The sequence below is a fragment of the Rhizobium centroccidentale genome, from assembly GCF_030182565.1.
GTDB lineage: Bacteria > Pseudomonadota > Alphaproteobacteria > Rhizobiales > Rhizobiaceae > Rhizobium.
Map to the genome: position 1 here is coordinate 118,420 of NZ_JAQJCG010000005.1, position 26,112 is coordinate 144,531.

The 26,112-nt window shown below is 59.0% G+C and carries 23 protein-coding genes; 2 read left to right on the top strand and 21 right to left on the bottom strand.

The genetic code is table 11. The features are described 5' to 3' along the window. Window positions 1-17: 17 nt before the first annotated feature. The 13 genes from PH562_RS09025 to PH562_RS09085 all read right to left on the bottom strand — a co-directional run bounded on the left by PH562_RS09025 (window position 18) and on the right by PH562_RS09085 (window position 12,196). On the bottom strand, window positions 18-611 hold the full coding sequence (locus tag PH562_RS09025; protein WP_285172724.1) for a P-loop NTPase family protein: 594 nt from the start codon (window positions 609-611) through the stop codon (window positions 18-20). Between the two features lie 154 nt (window positions 612-765). Next, a complete protein-coding gene (lipA, locus tag PH562_RS09030) occupies window positions 766-1,737 on the bottom strand; it encodes a lipoyl synthase (protein ID WP_285172725.1) in 972 nt (323 codons plus the stop codon). Window positions 1,738-1,772: 35 nt separating this feature from the next. Beyond that, a complete protein-coding gene (locus PH562_RS09035; RefSeq protein WP_015339819.1) occupies window positions 1,773-2,021 on the bottom strand; it encodes a GlsB/YeaQ/YmgE family stress response membrane protein in 249 nt (82 codons plus the stop codon). Between the two features lie 34 nt (window positions 2,022-2,055). Next, entirely contained in the window at window positions 2,056-2,310 is a 255-nt protein-coding gene (locus tag PH562_RS09040; RefSeq protein ID WP_015339818.1) for a GlsB/YeaQ/YmgE family stress response membrane protein, read from the bottom strand. Window positions 2,311-2,365: 55 nt separating this feature from the next. Continuing rightward, entirely contained in the window at window positions 2,366-3,811 is a 1,446-nt protein-coding gene (lpdA, locus tag PH562_RS09045) for a dihydrolipoyl dehydrogenase (RefSeq protein ID WP_285172726.1), read from the bottom strand. 52 nt (window positions 3,812-3,863) lie between these two features. Further along, a complete protein-coding gene (locus PH562_RS09050) occupies window positions 3,864-4,505 on the bottom strand; it encodes an SGNH/GDSL hydrolase family protein (RefSeq protein ID WP_285172727.1) in 642 nt (213 codons plus the stop codon). A gap of 25 nt (window positions 4,506-4,530) precedes the next feature. Further along, window positions 4,531-5,904 carry a pyruvate dehydrogenase complex dihydrolipoamide acetyltransferase gene (locus PH562_RS09055; protein WP_285172728.1) on the bottom strand — a complete coding sequence of 458 codons (1,374 nt, stop codon included), beginning with the start codon at window positions 5,902-5,904 and terminating at the stop codon, window positions 4,531-4,533. Between the two features lie 15 nt (window positions 5,905-5,919). Beyond that, window positions 5,920-7,302 carry a pyruvate dehydrogenase complex E1 component subunit beta gene (locus PH562_RS09060; RefSeq protein ID WP_285172729.1) on the bottom strand — a complete coding sequence of 461 codons (1,383 nt, stop codon included), beginning with the start codon at window positions 7,300-7,302 and terminating at the stop codon, window positions 5,920-5,922. Window positions 7,303-7,318: 16 nt separating this feature from the next. After that, complete coding sequence (pdhA, locus tag PH562_RS09065) at window positions 7,319-8,362, bottom strand: pyruvate dehydrogenase (acetyl-transferring) E1 component subunit alpha (protein ID WP_015339813.1); 1,044 nt, start codon at window positions 8,360-8,362, stop codon at window positions 7,319-7,321. Between the two features lie 157 nt (window positions 8,363-8,519). Further along, window positions 8,520-8,831 carry an FtsB family cell division protein gene (locus tag PH562_RS09070; RefSeq protein ID WP_285172730.1) on the bottom strand — a complete coding sequence of 104 codons (312 nt, stop codon included), beginning with the start codon at window positions 8,829-8,831 and terminating at the stop codon, window positions 8,520-8,522. Window positions 8,832-9,049: 218 nt separating this feature from the next. After that, a complete protein-coding gene (eno, locus tag PH562_RS09075) occupies window positions 9,050-10,324 on the bottom strand; it encodes a phosphopyruvate hydratase (RefSeq protein ID WP_285172731.1) in 1,275 nt (424 codons plus the stop codon). 148 nt (window positions 10,325-10,472) lie between these two features. Then, window positions 10,473-11,312, bottom strand: a complete 840-nt coding sequence (gene kdsA / locus PH562_RS09080) for a 3-deoxy-8-phosphooctulonate synthase (RefSeq protein WP_285172732.1) — start codon at window positions 11,310-11,312, stop codon at window positions 10,473-10,475. Further along, window positions 11,309-12,196: a VOC family protein gene (locus PH562_RS09085; RefSeq protein WP_285172733.1), complete on the bottom strand. Its 888-nt coding sequence runs from the start codon at window positions 12,194-12,196 to the stop codon at window positions 11,309-11,311. The genes kdsA and PH562_RS09085 overlap by 4 nt, the downstream gene beginning before the upstream one ends. 419 nt (window positions 12,197-12,615) lie before the next feature. On the opposite strand from PH562_RS09085, the gene lexA reads away from it, so the two are divergent. Beyond that, the gene (gene lexA, locus PH562_RS09090) at window positions 12,616-13,338 is read left to right on the top strand and encodes a transcriptional repressor LexA (protein WP_112338327.1); all 723 of its coding nucleotides are present in this window, start codon (window positions 12,616-12,618) and stop codon (window positions 13,336-13,338) included. Here the strand turns inward: lexA and PH562_RS09095 are convergent. Further along, window positions 13,319-15,787 (bottom strand): ComEC/Rec2 family competence protein, encoded by a 2,469-nt coding sequence (locus PH562_RS09095; protein ID WP_483315337.1) that lies wholly within the window; start codon window positions 15,785-15,787, stop codon window positions 13,319-13,321. The genes lexA and PH562_RS09095 overlap by 20 nt on opposite strands. 290 nt (window positions 15,788-16,077) lie before the next feature. Here PH562_RS09095 and gltA point away from each other — a divergent pair, with 290 nt between their 5' ends. Then, complete coding sequence (gene gltA / locus PH562_RS09100) at window positions 16,078-17,367, top strand: citrate synthase (protein WP_113233413.1); 1,290 nt, start codon at window positions 16,078-16,080, stop codon at window positions 17,365-17,367. Between the two features lie 27 nt (window positions 17,368-17,394). On the opposite strand, the gene lpxB is transcribed toward gltA, so the two are convergent. The 7 genes from lpxB to rseP all read right to left on the bottom strand — a co-directional run bounded on the left by lpxB (window position 17,395) and on the right by rseP (window position 26,053). Then, on the bottom strand, window positions 17,395-18,573 hold the full coding sequence (gene lpxB / locus PH562_RS09105) for a lipid-A-disaccharide synthase (RefSeq protein WP_285172735.1): 1,179 nt from the start codon (window positions 18,571-18,573) through the stop codon (window positions 17,395-17,397). Next, window positions 18,570-19,451 carry an LpxI family protein gene (locus PH562_RS09110; RefSeq protein WP_113233411.1) on the bottom strand — a complete coding sequence of 294 codons (882 nt, stop codon included), beginning with the start codon at window positions 19,449-19,451 and terminating at the stop codon, window positions 18,570-18,572. Before PH562_RS09110 ends, lpxB begins: the two co-directional genes overlap by 4 nt. A 1-nt stretch (window position 19,452) precedes the next feature. Next, window positions 19,453-20,268: an acyl-ACP--UDP-N-acetylglucosamine O-acyltransferase gene (lpxA, locus tag PH562_RS09115; RefSeq protein ID WP_285172736.1), complete on the bottom strand. Its 816-nt coding sequence runs from the start codon at window positions 20,266-20,268 to the stop codon at window positions 19,453-19,455. Then, window positions 20,265-20,738 (bottom strand): 3-hydroxyacyl-ACP dehydratase FabZ, encoded by a 474-nt coding sequence (fabZ, locus tag PH562_RS09120; protein WP_112610215.1) that lies wholly within the window; start codon window positions 20,736-20,738, stop codon window positions 20,265-20,267. Before fabZ ends, lpxA begins: the two co-directional genes overlap by 4 nt. Further along, window positions 20,731-21,798 (bottom strand): UDP-3-O-(3-hydroxymyristoyl)glucosamine N-acyltransferase, encoded by a 1,068-nt coding sequence (gene lpxD / locus PH562_RS09125; protein WP_285172737.1) that lies wholly within the window; start codon window positions 21,796-21,798, stop codon window positions 20,731-20,733. Before lpxD ends, fabZ begins: the two co-directional genes overlap by 8 nt. A gap of 50 nt (window positions 21,799-21,848) precedes the next feature. Beyond that, entirely contained in the window at window positions 21,849-24,182 is a 2,334-nt protein-coding gene (gene bamA, locus PH562_RS09130) for an outer membrane protein assembly factor BamA (RefSeq protein WP_113233408.1), read from the bottom strand. Between the two features lie 197 nt (window positions 24,183-24,379). Beyond that, window positions 24,380-26,053 carry an RIP metalloprotease RseP gene (gene rseP / locus PH562_RS09135; RefSeq protein ID WP_285172738.1) on the bottom strand — a complete coding sequence of 558 codons (1,674 nt, stop codon included), beginning with the start codon at window positions 26,051-26,053 and terminating at the stop codon, window positions 24,380-24,382. Window positions 26,054-26,112 lie beyond the last annotated feature (59 nt).

The window sequence follows — 26,112 nt, forward strand, 5'->3', positions numbered from 1 at the left end:
TTGAAGTTTGATTGCAATCAAGCGGAGATTGCAAGCAAATCGAGCAGCTCGCGCATTTGCCACCGGCTGGTCAATTGCAAAACCGGGACATCAGGGCCATGCTTTGCAAGACCCGCAAGAACCCGAGGCGCGAACTTCTCTTCAAATGTCCAGATGAACCGCAGGAATTCCCAATCGACCTTCTCGATACAGCCCGGCGCCATTTCCGGGCGCGTGCGGCCCATCCATCTGATCCAGCGAGAGACGGCGCCCCAAATGCACAGCAGGCGCGGCATCCGCACCCATATGACGAAATCCGTGCGCGGCAGACGCACATCGAATGTCGAAGGGTTGGTGCCATCCATGATCCATCGCTCACCCTGTACCTTGGCGACGATGATGGCGCACTGCTCGGCTTTGTCGCGCTGAACCCAGCCCGGCAGCCACAAAACGTCGCGGTCGATCGAGACATACGCAAGGCCAAAGCGGGCTGCTATCCGCTGCGACAGGGTCGATTTGCCGCCGCCGGAGCAGCCTATGACGAGGATGCGGTTGGCCTTTTCGATAAGCGCAGCTGCCTCTTCGATACCGACGGCATGGGAAAGCGCCTGCGGCGCGACGATCTGTTCCACGGTCCAGCTCCATAGTCGAATCGAAAGCGCCGATACCGGTAACAAACGGCGGCGTGTTCCGTAGGCCGCGTCGATGACAAATAGATGACTGAACAACGAAAACCGCGACACACTCGCCGCGGCCTTTTTCGAAAACAGATGCAGTCCGCCTGGCTTACTCCGCTGCCAGCAGCAGCTTCTTTTCGCGGGCAGCGCGCAGACGCTCGAAATCGTCGCCGGCGTGATGCGATGAGCGCGTCAGCGGGCTGGAAGCGACCATCAGGAAGCCCTTGGTGTAAGCTACGGTCTCGTAGGACTTGAACTCTTCCGGCGTGACGAAGCTCATCACCTGATGATGCTTGCGCGTCGGCTGCAGATATTGGCCAATCGTCAGGAAGTCGACATCGGCGGTGCGCAGGTCGTCCATCAGCTGCAGCACTTCGTTGCGCTCCTCGCCGAGGCCGACCATGATGCCCGACTTGGTGAACATGGTGGGGTCCAGTTCCTTGACCCGCTGCAGCAGGCGGACGGAGTGGAAGTAACGGGCACCGGGACGAACCGTCAGATAATTGCCGGCCACGGTTTCCAGATTGTGATTGAAGACATCGGGCTTGGCGGCGACGACGCGCTCCAGGGCGCCCGGCTTCTTCAGGAAGTCCGGCGTCAGGATTTCGATCGTGGTCGAGGGCGAAGCGGCGCGGATCGCCCAGATCACCTTCTCGAAATGCTCAGCGCCGCCATCTTCCAGGTCGTCGCGGTCGACCGAGGTAATGACGACGTGGCTGAGGCCCATCTCCTTGACGGCCTTGGCGACGTTTTCCGGCTCCGCCATGTCGAGCGCATTCGGCTTGCCGGTCGCGACATTGCAGAAGGCGCAGGCGCGGGTACAGATCTCGCCCATGATCATGAAGGTGGCGTGCTTCTTGTCCCAGCACTCGCCGATATTCGGGCAGCCGGCCTCCTCGCAGACCGTGACGAGCTTGTGCTCCTTCACGATCGAGCGGGTTTCGGCATAGCCCTTCGATGTCGGCGCCTTCACGCGGATCCAGTCCGGCTTGCGCAGGACTTCCGTATCCGGCCGATGCGCCTTTTCCGGGTGTCGCACGCGCTTGGCGTCCGGGTTGATCGTGTCGAGAATGGTGACCATGAAACGTCTACTTTCCGCCGCTTGAAATGCGGCCTTCATCGCCGAGCGAATTTGGCGAGGAATATCAGAATGCATGCACCGATGAAACCGGTGATGAAAAAGCCAAGCCGGCCGCCGGGTACGCCGACATGCAGGGCCACCATCAGCGCCGCAGCCACGACCGAGCCGGCAATGCCGAGGATGATGTTCAGGATAACCCCATAGCGCGCGTCCATCAGCTTGCCCGCGAGCCAGCCCGCAAGACCGCCGATGATGATCAGACCCAGCCAACCGACACTTTCCATCAAACCCTCGTTCCAGGCCTGTTGCCAAGATGCTCTAGACGATCAATCTCGCCAACAGCACCACAATGATCGCACCGACCGTGGCATGAATGATCTCCACGACAAGCGCATTTTCAATGCCAAGCGATATCCCGAAATAACGGAACAGGAAACCGCCCACGAAAGCCCCGATCACGCCACTCACCAGGCAACCGATGAGCCCACCGCCTCCAACGATCAGGCTCGCGAGGAAACCCGCGACCAGCCCGATGAGAAGAAAGACGATCCAACCTTCCGCCGTTATAGACATGTTGATTTCCTTTCCTGTTTTCCACCCCCTGGATAAAGGGCATGGCAGGAAATTATCAAGCGTTCAGCACCCGGCCATAGGCATCCAGCACGGCTTCCTTCATCGTTTCCGAAACGGTCGGATGCGGGAAGATCGTATGCATCAGCTCTTCTTCGGTCGTCTCCAGGTTCATGGCGACGACGAAACCCTGGATGAGTTCGGTGACCTCGGCGCCAACCATATGTGCACCCAGAAGCTCGCCGGTCTTCTTGTCGAAGATGACCTTGCAAAGACCCTGGTCTTCGCCAAGCGCGATCGCCTTGCCGTTGGCAACGAAGGAGAAGCGGCCGACGCGGATATCGCGGCCAAGCTCCTTTGCCTTGGCTTCGGTGAGGCCCACGGAAGCAACCTGCGGCTGGCAATAGGTGCAGCCCGGCACCTTGCTCTTGTCGGTCGGATGAACGTTCGGCAGGCCGGCTATCTTCTCGATGCAGACGACGCCTTCGTGCTCGGCCTTGTGCGCCAGCATCGGCGGGCCGGCGACGTCGCCGATGGCGTAGATGCCGGGAACATTGGTCTTGCCATAGCCGTCAATGACGACGCAGCCGCGGTCGGTTTTCACGCCGAGCGCCTCGAGGCCGAGGTTCTCGATGTTGCCCTGAACGCCGACGGCCGAGATCATGCGGTCGGCAACGATCTGCTGCACCTTGCCGTCTTCGGTTTCGACATGGGCAGTGATCGAGTTGGCAGCCTTGTCGACTTTCGTGACCTTAGCCTTGGTGAATATCTTCAGGCCGCGCTTTTCGAGCTGCTTGCGGGCGATGCCGGAGATCTCGGCGTCTTCGACCGGCATGATCGTCGGCATGACTTCGACGACGGTGACATCGACACCCATCGAGCGATAAAAGCTTGCGAATTCGATGCCGATCGCGCCCGAGCCCATGACGAGCAGCGACTTCGGCAGGAAGTCCGGCTTCAGCGCTTCGAAATAGGTCCAGATCAGCTTGCCATCCGGCTCGATGCCGGGCAGAGCGCGCGGACGTGCGCCGGTCGCAACGATGATGTGCTTGGCGGTGTAGGTGCCCTCGCCCTTGACGTTCTTCGGCAGCGGATGCTGCGGCTCGACGACAGGCTTTGTCGACTTGCCGACGACGATCTCGCCAGGCTTCGTGATCTTGGCTTCGCCCCAAATCACGTCGACCTTGTTCTTCTTCATGAGGAAACCGACGCCTTGGTTGAGGCGGGCGGAGACACCGCGCGAACGGGCGACAACCGCCTTTACGTCCGCGCTCACCTTGCCCACTAGAACGAGGCCGTAATCCTTCAGATGGTTGGAATGATCGAGGATTTCGGCTGAACGGAGCAGCGCCTTCGTGGGAATGCAGCCCCAGTTGAGGCAGATGCCGCCCAGGTGCTCGCGCTCGACGATCGCGGTCTTCAGGCCAAGCTGGCCGGCACGCACGGCGGCGACATAACCGCCGGGACCGGAGCCGATGATAATGACGTCGTAATTCTCAGCCATATGTTTCCTGCCTTATTGCTGACGGCGGATCGAAGCCGGCGCCTTGAATCTATTAGAGACCGAGCATCATCCGCACGATCGGCTCGAGGCCGCGACCGAGCGCCCGGGTATTTTCCGCATCGAGATGAACGCCATCGAGCGGCGTGGTGACGGCGACGGTATTGGCATCGAAGAAGCCGCAGCCCAGCTCGTCGGCCAGATCGCTGTAGAGCGTCGGCAGCTTGCTCGATTCCATAACTGCACCTAGAAAGCTGGCCGCAAAGGCGGCATTGGCCGTCTCGGTGATCGCCGGCGGGGCGACGATGAGGATATCGGGCACCTCGTAGTCGAACCCCCAGGCATGATTGCGCACCAGCTGGACCAAGCGGCTGATGCCCTGCAGAGCGGCGAAGGCCGAACCGGCAACGACGGGCTTCATGTCGTTGGTGCCGAGCATGATGATGACGAGATCAAGCGGATTGTGAGACTGCAGGATCGTCGGCAGGATCCTTGCGCCGTTGCGGTCGCAATCGGCGAGATGATCGTCGAAAGCGGTCGTGCGGCCGTTCAATCCTTCCGGGATCACGCGAACCTGATCGCCGAGCGCTTTTTGCAGCACGCTCGGCCACCGATCTTCATAGGCATGACGGCCGACCGTCTCGGCGCTGTAGCCCCATGTCAGCGAGTCGCCGTAACACAGAACAGTCTTGGTCATTCATGCCTCCGTGTCGCTACAAGGCTCAGACGAGCATCCCCATCGGATTTTCGATGTAGCCCTTGAAGGCTGCCAGGAGCTCGGCACCGAGCGCACCGTCGACGGCACGATGGTCAGTCGACAGCGTGACGGTCATCACGTTGGCAATCACCATTTCGCCCTTCTTGACGATGACGCGCTGTTCGCCCGCGCCGACGGCGAGGATGGTCGCATGCGGCGGGTTGACGACGGCGGCGAAGTTCTTGACGCCCATCATGCCCATGTTCGACACGGCCGTCGTACCGCCCTGATACTCCTCGGGCTTCAGCTTGCGCTCCTTGGCGCGCTTGCCGTAGTCCTTCATCTCGTTGGAGATGGTGGAGAGAGTCTTCTGCTCGGCGCTGCGGATGATCGGCGTGATCAGGCCGCCCGGAATAGAGACGGCAACGCCGACATCGGCATGCTTGTGCTTGACCATATTGCTGTCGGTCCAGGAGACATTGGCATCCGGAACATCGCGCAATGCCAGCGCCAGGGCCTTGATGACCATGTCGTTGACCGAGAGCTTATAGGCCGGCACGCCATCCTTCGACTTCGGCGCGGAATCGTTGAGCTGCGCGCGGAGTGCCAGCAACGCATCGAGTTCGCAATCGATCGAGACATAGAAGTGCGGGATCGTCTGCTTGGATTCCTGCAGGCGCTTGGCGATCGTCTTGCGCATGCCGTCATGCGGGACGAGCTCGTAGGAACCCTGCTCGAACAGCTTGAGGACGGCGTCGTCGGACATGCCCTTCGCAGCGGCTGGAGCAACAGCGGCGGCCGGCTGTGCAGCCGGTGCCGTTGCAGGAGCAGCCTTGGCGGTGCCGCCGGAAACGGCAGCTTCGATATCCTTCTTGACCACGCGGCCATGCGGACCGGTGCCGGAAACCGCAGTCACATCGATGCCAGCTTCCTTGGCAAGACGCCGTGCGAGCGGCGAAGCGAAGGTACGCTGACCGTCGTTTGCCGCCGGTGCCGATGCAGCGGGAGCCGGAGCGTTTGCGGCAGGAGCCGAAACGCTTGCCGGAGCCGGGGCTGCCGCAGGTGCTGCAGCCGGAGCCGCTTCAGCTTTCGGTGCTTCTTTTGCAGCCGGAGCAGCAGCGGCGCCAGCGCCGGAAGCTGCAGCAGCGATATCCTCGCCATCGGCGGCGATCACGGCGATCAGAGCATTGACCTTCACGCCTTCTGTGCCGGCGGGAACGACGATCTTGGCGACCGTGCCTTCATCGACAGCCTCGACTTCCATCGTTGCCTTGTCAGTCTCGATCTCGGCGATAACATCGCCGGACTTGATCTTGTCGCCTTCCTTGACCAGCCACTTGGCGAGATTGCCCTCTTCCATGGTCGGCGAGAGGGCAGGCATGGTGATGTTGATAGGCATCGATGAGCCCTCCCCTTACTTGTAGCAAACGGCCTTCACCGCATCGACCACTTCGGCGACGCTCGGGAGCGCCAGCTTTTCGAGGTTGGCGGCGTATGGCATGGGTACGTCCTTGCCAGCGATCGTCAGGATCGGCGCATCGAGATAATCGAAGGCCTGCTGCATGACGCGGGTGGCGATTTCCGTGCCGACGGAGGACTGCGGGTAGCCTTCCTCGACGGTGACCAGGCGACCGGTCTTCTTGACCGATTCGATGATCGTCGGAAGATCCATCGGGCGGATGGTGCGCAGGTCGATGAGTTCGACATCGATGCCCTGAGCTTCCAGCTCAGCGGCGGCCTTCGTGGCATAGGTCATGCCGATGCCGAAGGAGACGACCGTGACATCTTTGCCCGGACGGTGAATGCGGGCCTTGCCGATCGGCAGAACGAAATTATCGAGCTTCGGCACATCGAAGTGCTGACCGTAGAGGATTTCGTTCTCGAGGAAGATGACCGGATTCGGATCGCGGATCGCAGCCTTGAGCAGACCCTTGGCGTCAGCTGCCGTGTAAGGCATGACGACCTTGAGGCCCGGAATGTGGCTGTACCAGGCTGCGTAGTCCTGGCTGTGCTGGGCACCGACGCGAGCCGCGGCGCCGTTCGGGCCGCGGAAAACGATCGGAGCGCCCATCTGGCCGCCGGACATATAGAGCGTCTTGGCGGCGGAGTTGATGATCTGGTCGATCGCCTGCATGGCGAAGTTGAAGGTCATGAACTCGACGATGGGGCGAAGGCCGGCCATTGCAGCGCCGACGCCGATACCGGCAAAGCCGTGCTCGGTGATCGGTGTGTCGATGACGCGACGTGCGCCGAACTCCTGCAGCAGGCCCTGGGTCACCTTGTAGGCACCCTGATATTCGGCAACTTCTTCACCCATGACGAAGACGTCCGGATTGGCGCGCATTTCTTCGGCCATGGCGTCGCGCAGTGCTTCGCGCACCGTCATCGACACCAGTTCCGTGCCAGCCGGGATTTCCGGATCAGCAGCAGCAGCGGCCTTCGGCTTAGCCGGAACCGGTGCAGCAGCCGGCGCCGGAGTGGCGGCAGGAGCTTCGGTCTTTGCCGGCTCGGCAGCGAGGGCAGCCTTGGCGGACGAAATGGCGTCGGCGGATTCGCCGTCCTGCAAGAGGATGGCGATCTTGGTGTTAACCTTGACGCCTTCGGTGCCGGCGTCGATCAGCAGTTTGCCGATCGTGCCTTCATCGACGGCTTCCACTTCCATGGTGGCCTTGTCGGTTTCGATTTCGGCAATGACGTCACCGGAAACGACCTTGTCGCCTTCCTTCTTAAGCCATTTCGAAAGGGTACCCTCTTCCATCGTCGGAGAAAGGGCGGGCATGAGAATATCGATGGGCATAATGTCCCTCCCCGATTTAGAGCAGAATGTCGGTGTAGAGCTCGGATGCATCCGGCTCCGGATCGTTCTGGGCAAAATCGGCGCTGTCTGCGACGATATCGCGGACATCCTTGTCGATATCCTTCAGATCGTCCTCGGTCGCCCAACCCTTTTCGAGCAGGCGAATACGGACCTGCTCGATCGGGTCGTGCTCGGAACGCATCTTCTGCACTTCGTCCTTGGAACGGTACTTCGCCGGGTCGGACATGGAGTGACCGCGGTAGCGGTAGGTCAGCATTTCCAGGATGATCGGGCCCTTGCCGGAGCGGCAATGCGCAACGGCTTCGTCAGCCGCAGCCTTGACGGCGCGGACGTCCATGCCGTCGACCTGGATGCCGGGAATGCCGAAGGATGCGCCGCGCTTAGAGAAATCGGCCTGAGCGGTGGCGCGAGCCGTCGACGTACCCATGGCGTAGCGGTTGTTTTCGATCACGAAGATCACGGGCAGCTTCCAGAGCTGCGCCATGTTGAAGCTTTCGTAGACCTGACCCTGGTTGGCAGCACCATCACCGAAATAGGCGACGCTGACATTGTCATTGCCGCGGTACCAGTTGGCAAAGCCGAGACCGGTGCCGAGCGAAACCTGGGCGCCGACGATGCCATGGCCGCCGTAGAAATTCTTTTCCTTGGAGAACATGTGCATGGAGCCGCCTTTCCCTCGGGAATAGCCGCCCTGACGTCCGGTGAGCTCGGCCATGACGCCACGTGCGCTCATGCCGGTTGCCAGCATGTGGCCGTGGTCGCGATAGCCGGTGATGACCTGGTCACCATCTTTCAGCGCCAGCTGCATGCCGACGACGACGGCTTCCTGGCCGATGTAAAGGTGACAGAAGCCGCCGATGAAGCCCATACCGTAAAGCTGGCCCGCCTTCTCCTCGAAGCGGCGGATCAGGAGCATCTCACGATAAGCCTTGAGCTCCGCATCACGATCGAAATCCGCGATCGGGCCGCCATTGGTTTCCTTGGCAGGCCTTGATGCTGTCTTACGGCTGGAAACGGTCGCGTTTTTTCGCGGCGCCATTCAACCCTCCCTGTGTGAGTAGCCTCGTTTTATGGTGAGGCGTAACATAGGGAAGATTACCCGCCACAGCAATGCTATAATTGCATGGCTCATATTCATTGCAAGTTATTGATATAACTCACAAAAATTCAATTAACCAGAATTCGGTTAATTGAGTTTACTTATTGAAGATGACGATCTCGTTGGCTTTGGAATAGGTCAACTGGTAGCGCGCATATTGATCGAGCATATCCTTATCCAGGGAGCCGTCGCTCAACAGCGCAACCTCCTTCTCAAGGTGCTCGCGCTTGGCGACAAGATCGGCCAGCTCCTTGGCGCGATCGATGCGGCGCTTCTCGAAAATCTCGGTCGCCTTCAGGCCATAGTCGCCATGAATGCAATGATAGCCGAAGTAGCTCACAAAAGCGATGGTGATGGCGGGAAGGATGAGACGGCCGAACCTTCTCTTCTTATGATACTTTGTCCACATACTCGCTCGAAACGCTCTGGCTTTACGCAATCTCCCCAAAGCCCACGCAGCCTCGAACAAGATCACATCAAATCAAACACCTAGAGCTAATTTAACTCGCAGAGATTAACCGTCCGTTGACTCTAGCTGCCAGGACCAACAAAAAACCGCGCCCGAAGGCGCGGTTCGATCCAAGCGATAATTTGCCTCGGATCCGGATGGATCCGACAAATCAAATATCAGCCACGAAGAATGGAGCGGCCGGCATATTTTGCCTGCGGGCCGAGCGCTTCCTCGATGCGGATGAGCTGGTTGTACTTGGCAAGACGATCGGAACGCGACAGCGAGCCGGTCTTGATCTGGCCGCAGTTGGTGGCAACAGCGAGATCGGCGATCGTGGAATCCTCCGTTTCGCCCGAGCGGTGCGACATGACGGCCGTGTAGTTGGCCTTGTGCGCGGTTTCGACCGCGTCGAGGGTTTCGGTCAGCGAGCCGATCTGGTTGACCTTGACAAGGATCGAGTTGGCAACGCCCATGCGGATACCGTCACGCAGACGGGCGGAGTTGGTGACGAACAGGTCGTCGCCGACGAGCTGGGTCTTCTTGCCGATCAGATCGGTCAGCGTCTTCCAACCTTCCCAGTCGTCTTCAGCCATGCCGTCTTCGATCGAAACGATGGGGTACTTGGCTGCGAGTTCGGCGAGGTATTCAGCCATGGCGCCGGATTCCAGCGTGCGGCCTTCGCCTTCGAGAACGTACTTGCCGTCCTTGAAGAATTCGGTCGAGGCGCAATCGAGGCCGAGAGCGATTTCGTCGCCCGGCTTGTAGCCAGCCTTCTCGATGGACTTCATGATGAAGTCGAGAGCTGCCGGGGCGCTGGAAAGGCCAGGTGCAAAGCCGCCTTCGTCACCGACGTTGGTGTTGTGGCCCTGCGATGCCAGTTCCTTCTTCAGAACATGGAAGATTTCCGAACCCATGCGAACGGCGTCGCGGATGGATTCGGCGCCGACCGGCAGGATCATGAATTCCTGGAAGTCGATCGGGTTGTCGGCATGGGCGCCGCCGTTGATGATGTTCATCATCGGAACCGGCAGCAGGCGGGCGTGAGCGCCGCCGACATAGCGGTAGAGCGGCAGGTTAGCGCTCTGGGCAGCAGCCTTGGCAACGGCGAGCGAGACGCCGAGGATAGCGTTTGCACCGAGGCGCGACTTGTTCGGCGTACCGTCGAGTTCGATCATGATGTTGTCGAGCTGGATCTGGTTTTCGGCATCCATGCCGCCGATCGCGTCGAAGATTTCCGAATTGACGGCTTCGACGGCCTTCTCGACGCCCTTGCCATGGTAGCGCTTGCCGCCATCGCGAAGCTCGACGGCTTCATGTGCACCGGTCGACGCACCCGACGGAACCGCCGCGCGGCCCAAGCTGCCATCTTCGAGGTAGACATCGACTTCGACAGTCGGATTGCCACGGCTGTCGAGAATCTCGCGGGCGATAATGTCGGTGATTGCGGTCATGATAGCTTCCTGCTCGCTGGTTTATAAATCGATTTAAATGGTCTTAATCGAAGGCGCGGAAATTACAATGGCGATCCGCGCCGCGATTTGGCACTCCTTCAGGCCCCTAACGCAAATTCATGTCAGCCTGTTGAATGCCGGCTACATTTCAGGCCTTAGCGATGGCGTCGAAGGCCAACAGCTTCTCCAGAAGCTGCGGCATGTCCTTCAGATAGACCATGTTCGGGCCGTCGGACGGTGCATTGTCCGGGTCCTCATGTGTCTCGACGAAGAGACCGGCAACGCCGACGGCAACGGCCGCGCGCGCCAGCGTCTCGACAAATCGGCGATCGCCGCCGGTCGAACCGCCCTGTCCGCCTGGCTGCTGCACGGAATGGGTAGCATCGAAGATGACGGGCGCGCCCATCGCCGCCATGAGCGGCAGCGCGCGCATATCCGAGACCAACGTATTATAGCCGAAGGAGGCGCCGCGCTCGCACAGAAGGATGTTCGGATTGCCGCTCTCGTTCAGCTTGGCAAGCACGTTCTTCATGTCCCACGGCGCCAGGAACTGGCCTTTCTTGACGTTGACCACGCGACCGGTCTTGGCGGCGGCGACCAGAAGATCGGTCTGACGCGACAGGAAAGCCGGGATCTGCAGGATATCGACCGTCTTGGCGACGATGGCGCACTGCTCCTCCGTATGAATATCGGTCAAGACCGGGAAGCCATATTCCTTCTTTAGGTCTTCAAAGACTTCCAGCGCCTTTTCCAGGCCGATGCCGCGTTTGCCTAATAGCGATGTGCGATTGGCCTTGTCGAAGGATGACTTGTAGACGAGGCCGATACCGAGCTTGCCGCAGAGGTCCTTCAGCACGCCAGCAACCATGAACGCGTGGTCGCGGCTTTCCATCTGGCAGGGGCCGGCAATCAGCGAGAGCTTCGCGCTGTTGGAAAAGAGGACCTTGGAGGCTCCTTCGCCGACGGTCACTTCGGAATTCGTGCTCATACTATCTCCTCGAAGGCGAACAACGCGCCCTCACCGGGCGCCAGTCTTGCCAATATACGATTGTTCTTACGCGTATAGGTGACGCCGTTAGCAGTGAAATGCGACGATGTCACGGAAAGATCGCGCGTTTTGAAAAGGATTGCCCGCGCCCTGAGGCCCGGATCATTCGTGCGAATAGGCAGATCATAGAACGCCTCCATGCCTTCCGGCGTCAAAATCTCCAGATCAGCATTGGCGGCCCTGATCGTCAGACCAAAGGAATGCTCTATAATACGCGGCCCACCGACAACCTCCTCGATGAAGCCGCGATAGGCTGCCGGCTTCAGCGCGCAAAGCGCTACCCGCGCGATACCAGTCACGCCGTTCTCGTGACGCTCGAGCACGCTGCGGTCGGCCGGCAACGGATTGATGCGCTGACAGCAGAAAGCGAGAAAATCCGGCGCGCGCAGATCGGCGCCGAAGGCTAAACGAAAGCCGGCGGTGGTTTCCGTGCCGTCCGGCATCTTCATCGGACGGGAGAAATCCAGCATTCGTCCCGCCGAAATCGCCGTTGCTTTGAAACGCTCGTCATCCGCCACCGCATCATCCGTACCGAATACCACGGCCGAGAAGCCATCCTCCGCCACCCGGAAACGATAAGCCTGGTCGCGCGCTACGAAAACATTGCCATCCACGATGCTCTTCTCGTATTGCTCCGGAGATGCGACGCCCAGAGGTTCGAGATAGGTTTTATCGGCAAAGAAGACGCAGGCATTCTGCGTGCCAAAGGGATGGCGCGCATCCGGAGCTACCGTGAAACCGAGCTTGCCGAGGCGTTCGCGCGCCAGAGCGATGTTGACGGTCGGCAGCACGAGATGATCCAGCGGATGCGGAGACGAAATCATGGCTTCTCCTGTTTGCTTGCGAAAGCAGATTTGCGCTCATCCCCCGCGCAATTCAAGATGGAAGCATGGAACACCCGCAGCACACGACATGGACCGAAGGCAATCTCGCAAACATGATTGCTGATTCTCTCCCATAGCCGACTTATGCAGCAATGCGGCACATTCATCCAAATCTTCGGCGCACTGGCTGCATTCCAAAGCCCTGGAAGCGAGAAAAGCGGCATTTCTCATATTTTTCCATGGGTTAACGCAGATATGAGGCCCCGATGTTCCGAGCCGATCCATTCGCAAGCGATAATTATTTAACTGACCCCATAAGGCTTTACCGAAATTTAAGCACTTGCGGAACACATATGGAACATATAGTGTCCGTTCTGGATTTGTTTCACAGCTTTTCTTGATTCTGGGGTTCCAAGACGATGTTGACGCGCAAGCAGCAGGAACTGCTTCTCTTCATTCACGAACGCATGAAGGAATCCGGTGTTCCGCCGTCCTTCGACGAGATGAAGGATGCACTGGATCTGGCATCCAAATCCGGTATCCATCGTCTGATCACGGCGCTGGAGGAGCGCGGCTTTATCCGCCGGCTGCCGAACAGGGCCAGGGCCCTTGAAGTCATCAAGCTCCCGGATGCCTATAATCCCAGCCTTCAGCAGCGTCGCGGCTTTTCACCGAGCGTCATCGAAGGCAGCCTCGGCAAGCCACAGCCCGTTGCCCCGCCCGCTCCGTCGAAGGTGGCAAATGACGATCACAATGGCTCCGCGTCGGTGCCTGTGATGGGTCGCATCGCAGCCGGCGTTCCGATCTCGGCCATCCAGAACAATACGCACGACATTACCGTTCCCGCCGATATGCTCGGCTCCGGCGAACATTATGCGCTTGAAGTTCGAGGGGATTCGATGATCGACGCCGGAATTTTCGACGGCGATACGGTCATTATCCGCAATTCGACCACGGCCAATCCCGGCGATATCGTCGTTGCACTCGTCGACGATGAAGAAGCTACTTTGAAGCGCTTCCGTCGCAAGGGTGCCTCGATCGCGCTGGAAGCCGCGAACCCAGCCTATGAAACCCGCATCTTCGGGCCGGACCGCGTCAAGGTTCAGGGCAAGCTCGTTGGCCTTATTCGTCGCTATCACTGACCGGTGAATTATCGACGACGGGTGACGTCTTCGCAATTGGTGTGTCGAATTTGCCGGTGCGCCAATCATAAGTTCGATGCATGGTCCATGGCCGTTGCGGGTTTTCGAATGCGGCTGATATAACGGGCTTGTCTGCGGCAAGTGCCATTTCGATAGAGCCGGTTTTGCGCAATGTCGCACCGGTTATGAGCATTGCTCCGGAACGGCAATGGTCCAGCCGCAGCCGGATTGGTGTCACGATAATGTTCCCGGTGTCGCAAGCCGTCGGCAAATAGGCTGCGTTCTCGATGGTGACCAGTATCGTGCCGTTTTCAAGCATGGCCACACACCATGCTCCCTTCTGACAGGCAAAGCTGCCTTGCATGGCGCGGTCCAAAGCTTCGTCCATTGCGATACGGACCGCCTTCTGCTCCTCGTTACTTAGTCGCTTATGCCGATCCGTCTTGCTGATCTGCGGAAGTCGGCTATCGGTCGGAAGCATGGTCGGCGGTTGATGTTCGGCCGCGACGAGCGCTTTCTGCCATTGCTCGAAGATGAAGGCCTGCGGTCTCTCGCGATTGGTGGCGAGGATATCGTCCTGGCGCAGGGCAACGAGAATGCCATCTTCCGAGATCATCAGATCCGGCTTCGGTACGCCGGAGCCGAACGCGGCCACGCCGACAGATGACAGCAGCAGCAACAGGCCCAGATGGCGAAGCCGGGTCCGCAGCATGCTCATGATCAGGAAGCCAGCGATGAAAGTGGGCATCAGCCAGCCGGGCTGGCGTCCGAAGGTAATATCGCCTCCCCACCCCGCCACCGTTTTCGCAATGACGATCACAAGCTCCAATCCCTCACCGGTGACTTTCCAGAACGGTCCATCGATTCCGAAAGGCATCAGCAGCATCGCCATCATACCGAAGGGCATGACGATGAAAGAGACGACGGGCATGGCCGCCAGGTTGGCAGCAAGTCCATATGTCGCCAACCGGTGAAAGTGCTCGATCGAGAAAATGGCCGTCGATGCACCGCCGATGAACGATGTCGACATCACGCCTCCAAAGAAGCGCGTGACGAACATTAGCGGACTTAACAGACGGATGCGCGCCAGGATGTTTTCGCGATGCCGCCGTCGTTTCCAGAGCGAATAGCCTGATACCAGTGCCAGTGTCGCCGCATAGGACATCTGGAAACTCGGGCCGAGCACTTGCGACGGCGACAGTACAAGAATGACAATGGCTGAAAGTGCGACGTTGCGCAGGCTGAGCGACGGTCTGTCGAAAAGCACGGCTACCAGCATGATCGCCATCATGATGAAGGCACGCTCGGCGGATACGCCGAAGCCGGAGATGAGGTAGTAGGCCGTTACAGTAAGAAGCGCGCCGAGGGCTGCGAACTTCTTGGTCGGCCAAGCCTGCGAGACACCGGGAAACAAGCTGAACAGATAACGCAGACCGACATAGAAAATGCCGGCCGACAGCGCCATGTTGAGGCCGGAAATTGCGATGATGTGGGTCAGGCCGGCAATTCTTAGGGCTTCGGTCGTATCCTTGGAGATTGCGCGTCTCTCATCGGTGACAAGCGCCGCTGCAAAGGCCCCGGTATCTCCGGGCAAGGTTTGCCTGATCCGGTCGCCTATGCTGTTGCGCAGGCTGGCGAGCCAGATATCGGCGGCGTCCAATAACGAGCCCGCAGCATTATCACCGGCCGGAGACAATAATTTCGGCGTTCCGTAGGCAAAGCCGTTCGCGCCGATGCCGTTGAAATAAGAGCTGAAGGCAAAATCATTGAGGCCAAGCAAGGCGGGCCCGGCCGGCGGCGTCAACCGCGCCCTGCCCTGGATACGATCACCGAGATCGAACGGCTCCGCCTGCTTACGCACGAAGATCGTAACCCGCTGCGGCGTGCGGCGAATGGAAGGCTTTTCCGTTGCCTCGACGCGGACGACGTAGCGCCAGCGTCCATTGTCATAGGATTCCCGTCGCTCGATCTGCCCGGTCACGGTGGTCGTCACGGCCGAATCGAGCATGACGGTGGAAACCCGCCAGCTTTCCCACTGCGCGAGCGCCATGCCTAGGCAAATGAGCATGCCGGCGAAAAGTGTGTGATGAAGCACTCTGCCCGCATCGCGCTTTATCGAAAAACCCAAAGCAAATAGAATGAGACCTGCGAGAACCGCCTGCGGGGGTGGGTCAGCTTGCGCCTCGAACCAGATAATCGCGCCCAAACCCATGTAGATCGGCGCGAAAAGAACAGCACGGCCATGAGCCGCCTCCTCCGCAATCAAGCCGAGGACAGCGGTTCCAAGACGCTTTGGAACACGCAGGAAACGCGACGTCAGCGGCGCGTGATCCTGTGTTCGTTCCCGTTGTCGCGCTTTGCCGTGAAGGGTAATCGTCGCGGAGAAGGCGCGAGGTTGCGGGGACGCGATAACGTCCCTACTCTCTTCCTGCTGGTCGGATGCCTCCAAATTAGGCACTCGCTGACTGCCCCCGCGCAAATTACAGCTTCTGCGCGATTTGTGCCGTCACCACACAGTGAATTCAACTGAAATCGGCGGGAACAAAGCTCAATCGAGCCTGTTTCCCGGCATAGCATAGGGAAGAGCGCTTCTGCAGTGCCCAAAAGTTGATACTGCATTGCACAATTCAGCGTTAGGATAACTTGGCATTAGGCTCTGGATCATATAGCTAGTCGGTAGTCGCTTAACCTTTTGGCGCTTTTTATGGCGTCAATCCCGCCAAATCTTGGAGGATCAGCATGACGGAACAAAGCGCGAAACTAACTTGGGGTGAAAAGACGGTGGATCTGCCGGTCAAGACCGGAACCATCGGCCCGAGTGTCATTGATATTGGTGCCCTTTATAAGAACACCTCCACTTTCACTTACGATCCTGGTTTCACCTCTACCGCATCGTGCGAGTCGAGCATCACCTATATCGATGGCGACGAAGGCGTTCTGCTGCACCGCGGCTATCCGATCGATCAGCTGGCCGAACACGGCGATTTCCTGGAAGTCTGCTACCTCCTTCTTTACGGCGAACTGCCGACGGCAGCGCAGAAGAAGGACTTCGACTATCGCGTGACCCACCATACGATGGTGCATGAGCAGATGTCGCGCTTTTTCACCGGCTTTCGCCGTGACGCACATCCGATGGCCGTCATGTGCGGCTGTGTCGGCGCACTCTCCGCCTTCTATCACGATTCGACCGACATCACCGATCCGCACCAGCGCATGGTCGCAAGCCTGCGCATGATCGCCAAGATGCCGACGCTGGCCGCCATGGCCTACAAGTACCATATCGGCCAGCCCTTCGTTTACCCGAAGAACGACCTCGACTATGCGTCGAACTTCCTGCGTATGTGCTTTGCCGTTCCGTGCGAAGACTATGTCGTCAACCCAGTGCTTGCGCGCGCCATGGATCGCATCTTCATCCTGCATGCCGATCACGAGCAGAACGCTTCCACGTCGACGGTTCGTCTGGCAGGCTCTTCCGGTGCCAATCCGTTCGCCTGTATCGCCGCAGGCATCGCCTGCCTCTGGGGACCGGCTCATGGCGGCGCCAACGAAGCGGCTCTGAACATGCTGAACGAAATCGGCACGGTCGACCGCATTCCGGAATTCATCGCTCGCGCCAAGGACAAGAACGATCCGTTCCGCCTGATGGGCTTCGGCCACCGCGTCTACAAGAACTATGACCCGCGCGCCAAGATCATGCAAAAGACGGCGCACGAGGTTCTCGGCGAACTCGGCATCAAGGACGATCCGCTGCTCGACATCGCGATCGAACTGGAGCGCATCGCTCTGACCGATGAATACTTCATCGAAAAGAAGCTGTATCCGAACGTCGATTTCTATTCCGGCATCACGCTGAAGGCTCTCGGCTTCCCCACGACCATGTTTACGGTTCTCTTCGCTCTTGCCCGCACCGTCGGCTGGATCGCTCAGTGGAACGAAATGATCGAGGATCCGCATCAGCGCATCGGCCGTCCGCGCCAGCTCTACACCGGCGCTCCGCTGCGCGAATATGTGCCTGTTTCCAAGCGTTAAGCTTCGGTATTGAAACAAAAAAACCGGTCAGAGATGACCGGTTTTTTTATGGGCTAGAACGTCCAGAACAATCTGCGCCGCCTTATCACCAGGCGGCTCCTTGGTCTGCATTCGCTCCCAGACCAGATCGTAACCTGCCAACATCGCCGCACGCTCCGGCGTCTCGCTCGCCAGCCGCTCCATATAGCGGGCCAACATTCCCGGCCGCAGAACATCATTGATGAGCTCCGGCAGTACAGCATAGTCGGCGATGAGGTTCGGCAAGGCGGCCGTCCAGATCTTGATCCGCGACAGCACGAATTTCGCCAACCACTCGGTCTTATAGGTCGAAACCACCGGAACCCCGGCTAGGCCCAATTCCAGGATCACGGTTCCGGAGGCTGCCATGGCAGCATCGGCCTCGGCAAAGGCGCTCCACTTGGCACCCTGCCCGACAAATATATCCGGCTTGACCTGCCATTTTTCCGTCAGCGAGCGAACCAGCGCCTCCTGTTTCGGCACTGTCGGCAGCAGAAAACGAAGATTGCTATTTCTCCGGCTAAGTTCTTCGATAGCCTGCTCAAAAACCGGGAGCAGCTGCCGAATCTCCGATGCACGCGATCCGGGCAAAAGCAGGATCGTCTTCGCCACATCGGCGCCCGCCAGGCCGCGCAAGGCGCGCTGACGTCGCGTCTCCACAAGATTGGCATCGACCGTCAAGCGGTGTCCGACGTAAGTGGTTGCCGGACCGCCCAAGCGCTTCATGGCAGCAGGCTCGAAGGGCAAGACGGCCAGCACGTGGTCGACATAGGCGAGCATCTTCTGCGCGCGATATTCCTTCCACGCCCAAACGCTGGGGCAGACGTAATCGACAACAGGCAGATCGGGCAACGCCTTACGCACTCGCTTGGCAACGCGATGAGTGAAATCGGGGCTGTCGATGATCACAAGCACATCCGGCTTTGCAGCAATGATCGCATCTGCCGTCTGCCGAATGCGCGCTAACAGCTTCGGTAATCGCTTGATGACCTGGATGAACCCCATGATCGAGAGCTCGGAGTAATCGAAGAGCGAGCGCAGACCTTGTGCCTCCAACGCCTCGCCGCCGACACCTATCAGCTCGACCGGACCATTATGGCGCTTCAAGGCTGCGACCAGATCGCCACCCAGCAGATCACCGGAGACTTCTCCGGCAACGACGGCAAGCTTCAAAGGCGCGCTGCTCACATGAAGCCCTCCGCGCTGAGCCCACGATCAATGCCGCAGACAAAAATGCCGGCCTCGTCGGCAGCAGCAATGACAGCCTGACGGTCGAGGATCAAAGCCCTGCCAGCTTCGATAGCGACACCAGCCAGCCCTGCCTTCTTGGCATTCAATACTGTAGATACGCCGATCGATGGCAAGTCGGCGCGGATATCCTGCTGCGGCTTGCAGAGCTTGACGAGCACGCCGCGCCGACGGGTGGAAATGCGCCCAGCTGCGCGCAGCTCGGCAACCCGTTCGATCATCTTGTCCGTGCCTTCGGCGCCTTCGAGCGCGACGACACGGCCGCCGACGCTGACCGCGCCCTGCCCGACATCCAAAAGCCCCAGTGCATCCGCGGCCTTTGCGCCCTGGGCGATGTCACGCAGATCCTCTTCCACCGGCGAGATTTTTCCAAGTGGCCCCGTCGTCGCCAACAGATCTGGGGCAATTTCATGCGCACCCACGACGCGAACGCCGCCGGCTTCGATCAGGCGAATGACCATCTGCAGGACGGCATTGTCGCCGCCCGAAAGAAGGGTTCGGATGGTCGAGGGCAATTCCCTGATGACGCGCCAGGTCGGATGCACCTGCCGCCAGGAGGGGCGCCGCGCCACGCCGCCAGACATAACGACGCGGTCGACGCCATGTCGGCGGAACATCGCTTCGAGACCGGCAAAGTTGCCGACACCAAGATTGGCATGATCGAAGGCGGACCAATCACGATCCGCCTCGTCGGTCAAAGCGATGATGACGGGGTTTTCACCGGCCTGCCGGGCGGCGTCAGCGACGTAAACCGGCAAAAGGCCGCTACCTGCGATGATCGCCAGCCTGCCCTTTTCGTTTTGGCCGGTCGAAACCACCTCAGGCCTTGCCGCGATTGGGCGACGACAGCGCGCGATCGCTATCGGCAGCGATGAAATCGAGAATTTCCATCGCTTCCTTGCAGTCGGCATATTCATCACGGATGGCGGCTGCATTATCGCGAACCGAACCTTCGGCCTCGAAGATGCTCTTGTAAGCGCGTCGAACCCGATGAATGACAGCGCGATCTATGCCTGCGCGCGTCATGCCGACGACATTCAGCCCGGAAAGCACGCCCGGATTTCCGTTCAGCATGCCATAAGGAATGACATCGTAGCTCGCGGCCGTAAGACCTCCGATGAAGGCCTGGCGGCCAATCCGGGTGAACTGGTGCACCGCGCAGCCGCCGCCGAGAATGGCGCGATCCTCGATGGTAACATGTCCAGCCAGCATGACGTTATTCGACATGATGACATTGTTGCCGACGCGGCAGTCGTGAGCGACATGCGAGTTGGCAAGGAAAAGGTTGTTGTTGCCGACGATCGTCCTGCCGCCGTAATCGGCCGTACCGGTATTGATCGTCACGCCTTCGCGAATCGTGCAGTTCTCGCCGACGTCAAGCGTCGTTTCCTCACCATGATGATGAACGCTCTGCGGATCGCCGCCGACAACAGCCATCGGAAAGATCTTCGTTCCCTTGCCGATCGTCGTACGGCCGGTCACGACTGCATTGTTGAGCAACTGAATATCGTCATGCAGCACGACCTTGGGACCGACATAGCAGAACGGGCCGACAACAACATTCTCGCCGACGACCGCGCCGTCTTCGACAACCGCCAGCTTATGGATGCGGGCGCTCTTTGCGATGCTGCTCATGCCTGTTCCTGATCCTTCCGTACGATCATCGCACCGATATCGGCCTCGGCGACGAGAGAACCGTCGACCTTGGCATCGCAATGGAACTTCCAGATGGTTCCACGCTGCTTCTGCTTGACGACGTGGAATTCAACACGGTCGCCCGGAACAACCGGTCTGCGGAAGCGGGCGTTGTCGATCGTCATGAAGTAAACGAGGTTACCGCCAATGCCGTCCTTGCGGGCGCAGATCGCACCGGCAGTCTGCGCCATACCTTCGATGAGCAATACGCCCGGCATGATCGGCGATCCCGGAAAGTGCCCAGTGAATTGCGGCTCGTTGGCCGTTACATTCTTGATGCCGATCGCGGAATTATCGCTGTCGATCTCAATGATCTTGTCGACCATCAAGAAGGGATAGCGATGCGGCAAAAGCTTCATAATTTCCAGAACGTCAGCCGACGACAACGACGCCTTGGCTTCCTCAGTCATGCTCCGCACTCCCGTCTTTCTTGTCTCTGGCTCCTGACCGCTTCGCGATCTCCGCCGATTCCCTTAGAAAATCCCATAGCGGCCGCGCAGGAAGACCCGCATAGCGCTCACCCGCCGGGATGCTGTTCATCACGCCGCTCTTGGCACCGATCTGTACGCCGTCGCCGATGTGAATATGCCCGTTGAGGCCTGCCTGCCCGCCGATCTGTACGCCATCGCCAATCACCGTGCTGCCGGCAATGCCGACCTGGCTGACGATTGCACAATGGCGACCGATGCGGACGTTATGTCCGATCTGAACTTGGTTGTCGATCTTCGTGCCTTCGCCGATCACTGTATCATCCATGGTGCCGCGATCGATCGTCGTATTGGCGCCGATCTCGACATTGTCCTGGATGATGACGCGGCCGATCTGCACGATCTTGACCATGCCGCGCGGTCCCGGTGCATATCCAAAACCGTCCTGGCCGATGCGCGTGCCATTGTGGACGATGACGCCGTTGCCGAGATAGGCGCAGAGCACGCTCGCGCCGCCGCCGATGCTGCAATTGCGCCCGATTTTGACACCCGGCCCGATGAGGGCGTTAGGGCCGATATAGGTCCCCTCGCCGATCTCTGCACCCGGGCCAATAATTGCACCGGGCTCGATGCCGACATTGGCCTCCAGCTTAGCGGTCGCATCGATCGTCGCAGCGGGCGAAATCGTCGCCGGATTCGCGGTGAACATAACCGGGCGCATGGCTTGCGGATGCAGCAACGCGCCGGCAATAGCGAAATCCGTATGCGGCTTCTTCGACAGAAGTACCGGGATATGATCGGGAACGAAAGATTTCAGCGCCGGAAGGCAAATGATCGCCGAAGCCTTGCAGGTCTCCAGCTCAGCGCGATTCTTTCGGGAAAGGATATAACAAACGTCACCTTCGCCTGCCCGATAGACGGGAGCGATAGATCTGATGATGACCTCCGAAGAGGCCGGATCAGCAAGTTCCGCCCCAAGATGCTCAGCCAGTTGTTTCAAGCTGACGCCACCATGGGACGGGAAAAAACCAGTATGTTCCATAAGCACAGCTCCAGAACGGTGTTCAAGCCCGCAGTTCTGGACTGCCGATATCAGAACTGGTTGGCGATGCCAAACCGGAAATTCTCAGTCTTGTCGTAATCTTCCTTCAAGACCGGCACGGCGTAGTCAACGCGGATGACACCGAACGGCGACGACCAGATCAGACCGGCACCGAGCGATGCACGGATCGAGTTGTCGTTGTGAAGCGTATCGCCGAAGAGATTCGCCTTGTTGCCGTAGAGCGTGCCCGCATCGGCGAAGGCTGCGATGCGCAGACCGATATCCTGGGGAACGCCAGGCATCGGCATGCTCGCTTCAGCCGAAGCGGTGAAGTAGGTCGTACCACCGAGCGGATCGCCATGTGACGAACGCGGACCGATACCAGCATTCTCGAAGCCGCGGATTTCACGGCCGCCGAGCGTGAACTGATCGAAGACGTTCAGCTTGCCATTCGTCGGCATCACGTAGCCGGCGCCCACCGTCAGCGAGCCGATGATATCGGCTTCGTCGCTGATCATCTGGTAGTAACGAGCCTTACCACTCAGCTTATAGAAGTCGGAGTCGCCGCCGAGACCTGCAAATTCATGCGTGAACTTGGCGATGATGCCCTCACGCGGAAGGTTTTGATCGTCCAGCGTGTTGTAGGTGAAGGTCTGCGAAACCGTCGACTGCACCCACGGACCGTTCTCGACAAGATTGAGATACGGAGCCGAAAGATTGTTCTGCCAATCGTTCGTGCCGTCGTAAGTCAGACGCTTGTAGTTGTAGCGCAGGGTCGTCGCTAGGTTCTCGGTGATCGGCGCGGTGACGCGCAGCGAGAAGCCTTCTTCCGAATAATCATAGTAATCGTCGCTCGACGTCTGGTTCTTGAAGATATCAAAACCGGCAGCCAGACGATAACCGAGGAAATAAGGCTCGGTGAACGAGATGTTGTAGGTACGATTACCTTCCGTACCAGCACCTGCGGCGAGACGGATGTACTGACCGCGACCGAGGAAGTTCTTTTCTTCGACCGAAGCTTCCAGAAGCAGACCGCCATTGTTGCCGACGGCGTAACCGGCGCCGATACCGAAGGAACCGGTCGGCTGATCTTCAACATTGACGATAACGACTACACGGTCCGGAGCGCTGCCCTGAGCCGTCGAGATATCGACCTTGGTGAAGTAACCGAGCGCATCGAGCCGGCGCTTCGCACGCGTGATCATTTCCTGGTTGAAGGCATCACCTTCGTTCAGGTCGAACTCGCGGCGGATAACATAGTCGCGCGTACGGGTGTTGCCGCGGATTTCAATGCGCTCGACATAGGCGCGCTCGCCCTGGTCCACCAAATATTCGATGCCGATCGTATGACCGGACAGATCGCGGTTGCCACGCGGCGTGATGCGGGCGAACGGATAGCCGGCAGCCGCGACGCGCTTGGAAATGTTCTCGATCGAAGTCTGAATATCCTTGGCGCTGTAGACATCACCCTTGTGGGTGATGACAAGACCCTTCAACTCGTCGGCATTAATGCCGTCAACGGTCGAGATGACGTTGATGTCGCCGTAGGTGTAGCGCGGACCTTCGTCGACGTTGAAGTTCAGCGTGTATTCGTTGCTCTGCTCGTTCAGCGTCGCATCGGCGCTGACGACGCGGAAGTCGGCATAACCGTGATTATAGTAGAACTGACGCAGCTGATCCTGGTCGCCCTGCAGACGCTCGGGGCTGTAGACGTCCTTGCGCGTCAGGAACGACAGGAAGTTGCTCTTCTTCGTGCCGATGACCGAAGCAAGGCGACCGCTGCCATAGGCCTGATTGCCCGAGAAATTGATCTTGTCGATCTTGGTGCGCTCGCCCTCGTTGATGACGAAGGCCACGTTCAGACGGCCTGGCGCGACCTCGGCGGTCTGCGTCGTCACCTGCACATCGTTACGACCGATAGATGCATAGGCATCCTTGATGGTCTTCACGTCAGCCTGAACGGTCGCCTCGTTATACGGGCCAGCAGCGTGCGTCTGAACGATGCCCTGAAGCTTGTCGTCCTTGATCTTGCGGTTGCCGTTGAAGACTACGGCGTTGATGAGCTTGTTTTCACTGACCGATACAACCAGCGTGCTACCCGAAACGGTAATGTGGACATCGGAGAAATATCCGGTGGCATAGAGCTGCTTCACCGAAGCATCAATGTCACTGGCGGAGAAGCTCTTGCCGGGCTTGATCGTGATATTATCCCGGACCGCCGTCTCGCCGACGCGCCCAGCACCGCGAACGTCAACCCGCTGAATAACAGCTGCTTCAGCGACAGAAGCAGAGGCAAGGGTGATCACACCAGCGCCCGACGCAACAACACCTGCAGACAGCGCTACCGCCGACACTGCGTTCAAAAATTTTGAACCAGCCTTCATTTCACTTCTTACCTTTTTTCAATCGTCCCCAGCCCCGAGCGAACCCGATTCCGGCCACGTGTGTCGTTTTACCCGCTTTTGACATACAAGCAAGGGAGCACGTTAATTTCTGTTTACTTCATTTCAAAGCGTGGCCCATTCGCCACTACGGCTTTGAAACATCGTAAATAAATCGTAATTTTCCTCTCGTCGCCCCACTAGCCTATTCTGGAACTAATATCGTTCCAGGTCGCAAACACCATGAGCGAGAGCACCATCGCAAATCCAATCCGGAAAGCGATATCCTGCGCCCGTGCACCCAAAGGTTTTCCCCTTACGGCTTCAATCGCATAGAACATCAGATGCCCGCCATCAAGTACCGGAACGGGCATCAAATTTAATAACCCTATTGAAACAGAAAGTATGGCGGCGAATTGGAGCACCGCCGCAAAGCCCAGGGTTGCCATCTGTCCAGAGAGTTGCGCAACCCGAATCGGCCCGCCAAGCTGATCGGCTTTCATGTATCCGCCGATGACGTTGCCAATATATTCGAAGGTACCGGAAACGATGCTGCCGGTCTGCTTCACACCTTCGGTAAGCGCCTGCAACGGCCCGTAAGCCTCGTAACGCAGCCTAATTGGCTTCTGACCATCGCTGATGCCGATCGTGGCAATCTCAGTCCGTGCGCCGAAGACATCGGTCTCCTCCGACTTTCTCGGCGTCACTGTTATGTCGCGGGTCTGGCCATTACGCTCGATCGACAGCGCCATGGGCTTGTCGGCATGAGCAGCCGCATAACGCTGCACTTCGCCGATGGAACCGATCTCTCGTCCATCCACAGAAAGAATGCGGTCACCAAGTTGCAAGCCCGCCGTTTGCGCGGGACTGTCGGAACCGATCGATGCAATCAGGGGATCGATCGGCGCAATGCCGATGCTGCCGACATCCTTCTTGTTTCCGGATGCGTCTGTATCCGCCAATGTCGCGGTCACGATCGGCAAATCGCGGATCACGCCATTGCGCTGGATGGTCAGCACGATGCTCTTGCCGGGGCGCTCGGCGATATAGCGGCTGATATCGTAATAAGTCGCGGCATTATTGCCATCGACGGCAATCAGGCGGTCTCCCGCCTGCACACCGGCCTTTGCCGCAGGCCCGGCCGGTTCCACCGCAGTCACCACCGGATCGACGAGCGCGATACCGATCCGGCCCATTTCCATCTTGTTGCCGAACTGATCGGTGTCCTCGACCAGTTTCGGAACGATCCGGAAATCGCGATTCTGGCCATCCCGGTCGACGGTCAGTACGATAGTGCGGCCCGGGCGCAGGCCAACATAGCGCTGCACTTCATCGAAAGTCGTCACCTTGTTGCCATCGACGGCGATCAGGCGGTCGCCTGGCTCGATGCCGGCCTCCGCGGCCGCGCCGTCACGCGTCACCATGGCAACAACGGGATCGGCGACCGTACGGCCGTAAACGCTGAAAAGGACTGCGAAGATCACAATGGCGAGAAGGAAATTGGCGATCGGTCCAGCCGCAACGGTTGCAGCTCGCTTCCAGAGCTTGGCTCCAGCGAAGGATTGGGCGCGCTCCTCCTCCGTCATGGCGGAGAGCTGATCCACATCGGTCTTGCTGGAAGCGTCCTCGTCGCCGAAGAATCGCACATAACCACCGAGCGGAATGAGGGAAAGCTTCCAGCGCGTGCCGTGTCTGTCGGTAAATCCGGCAATCTCCGGCCCGAAACCGATCGAAAAAGCCATGATGCGGATACCGGACCAACGACCGACCAGATAATGGCCCATCTCGTGCACAAAAACGAGCAACGACAGCACAAAGACAAATGTGATGACGTTGTTCGTCAAGAAACCGATGAAGCCAGCCGCGCTACCCATGCAACGATCCTGTTCGTATTAGAGCGGTTCAGCTTTCACGGAAGCTCCGAACCGTTCCA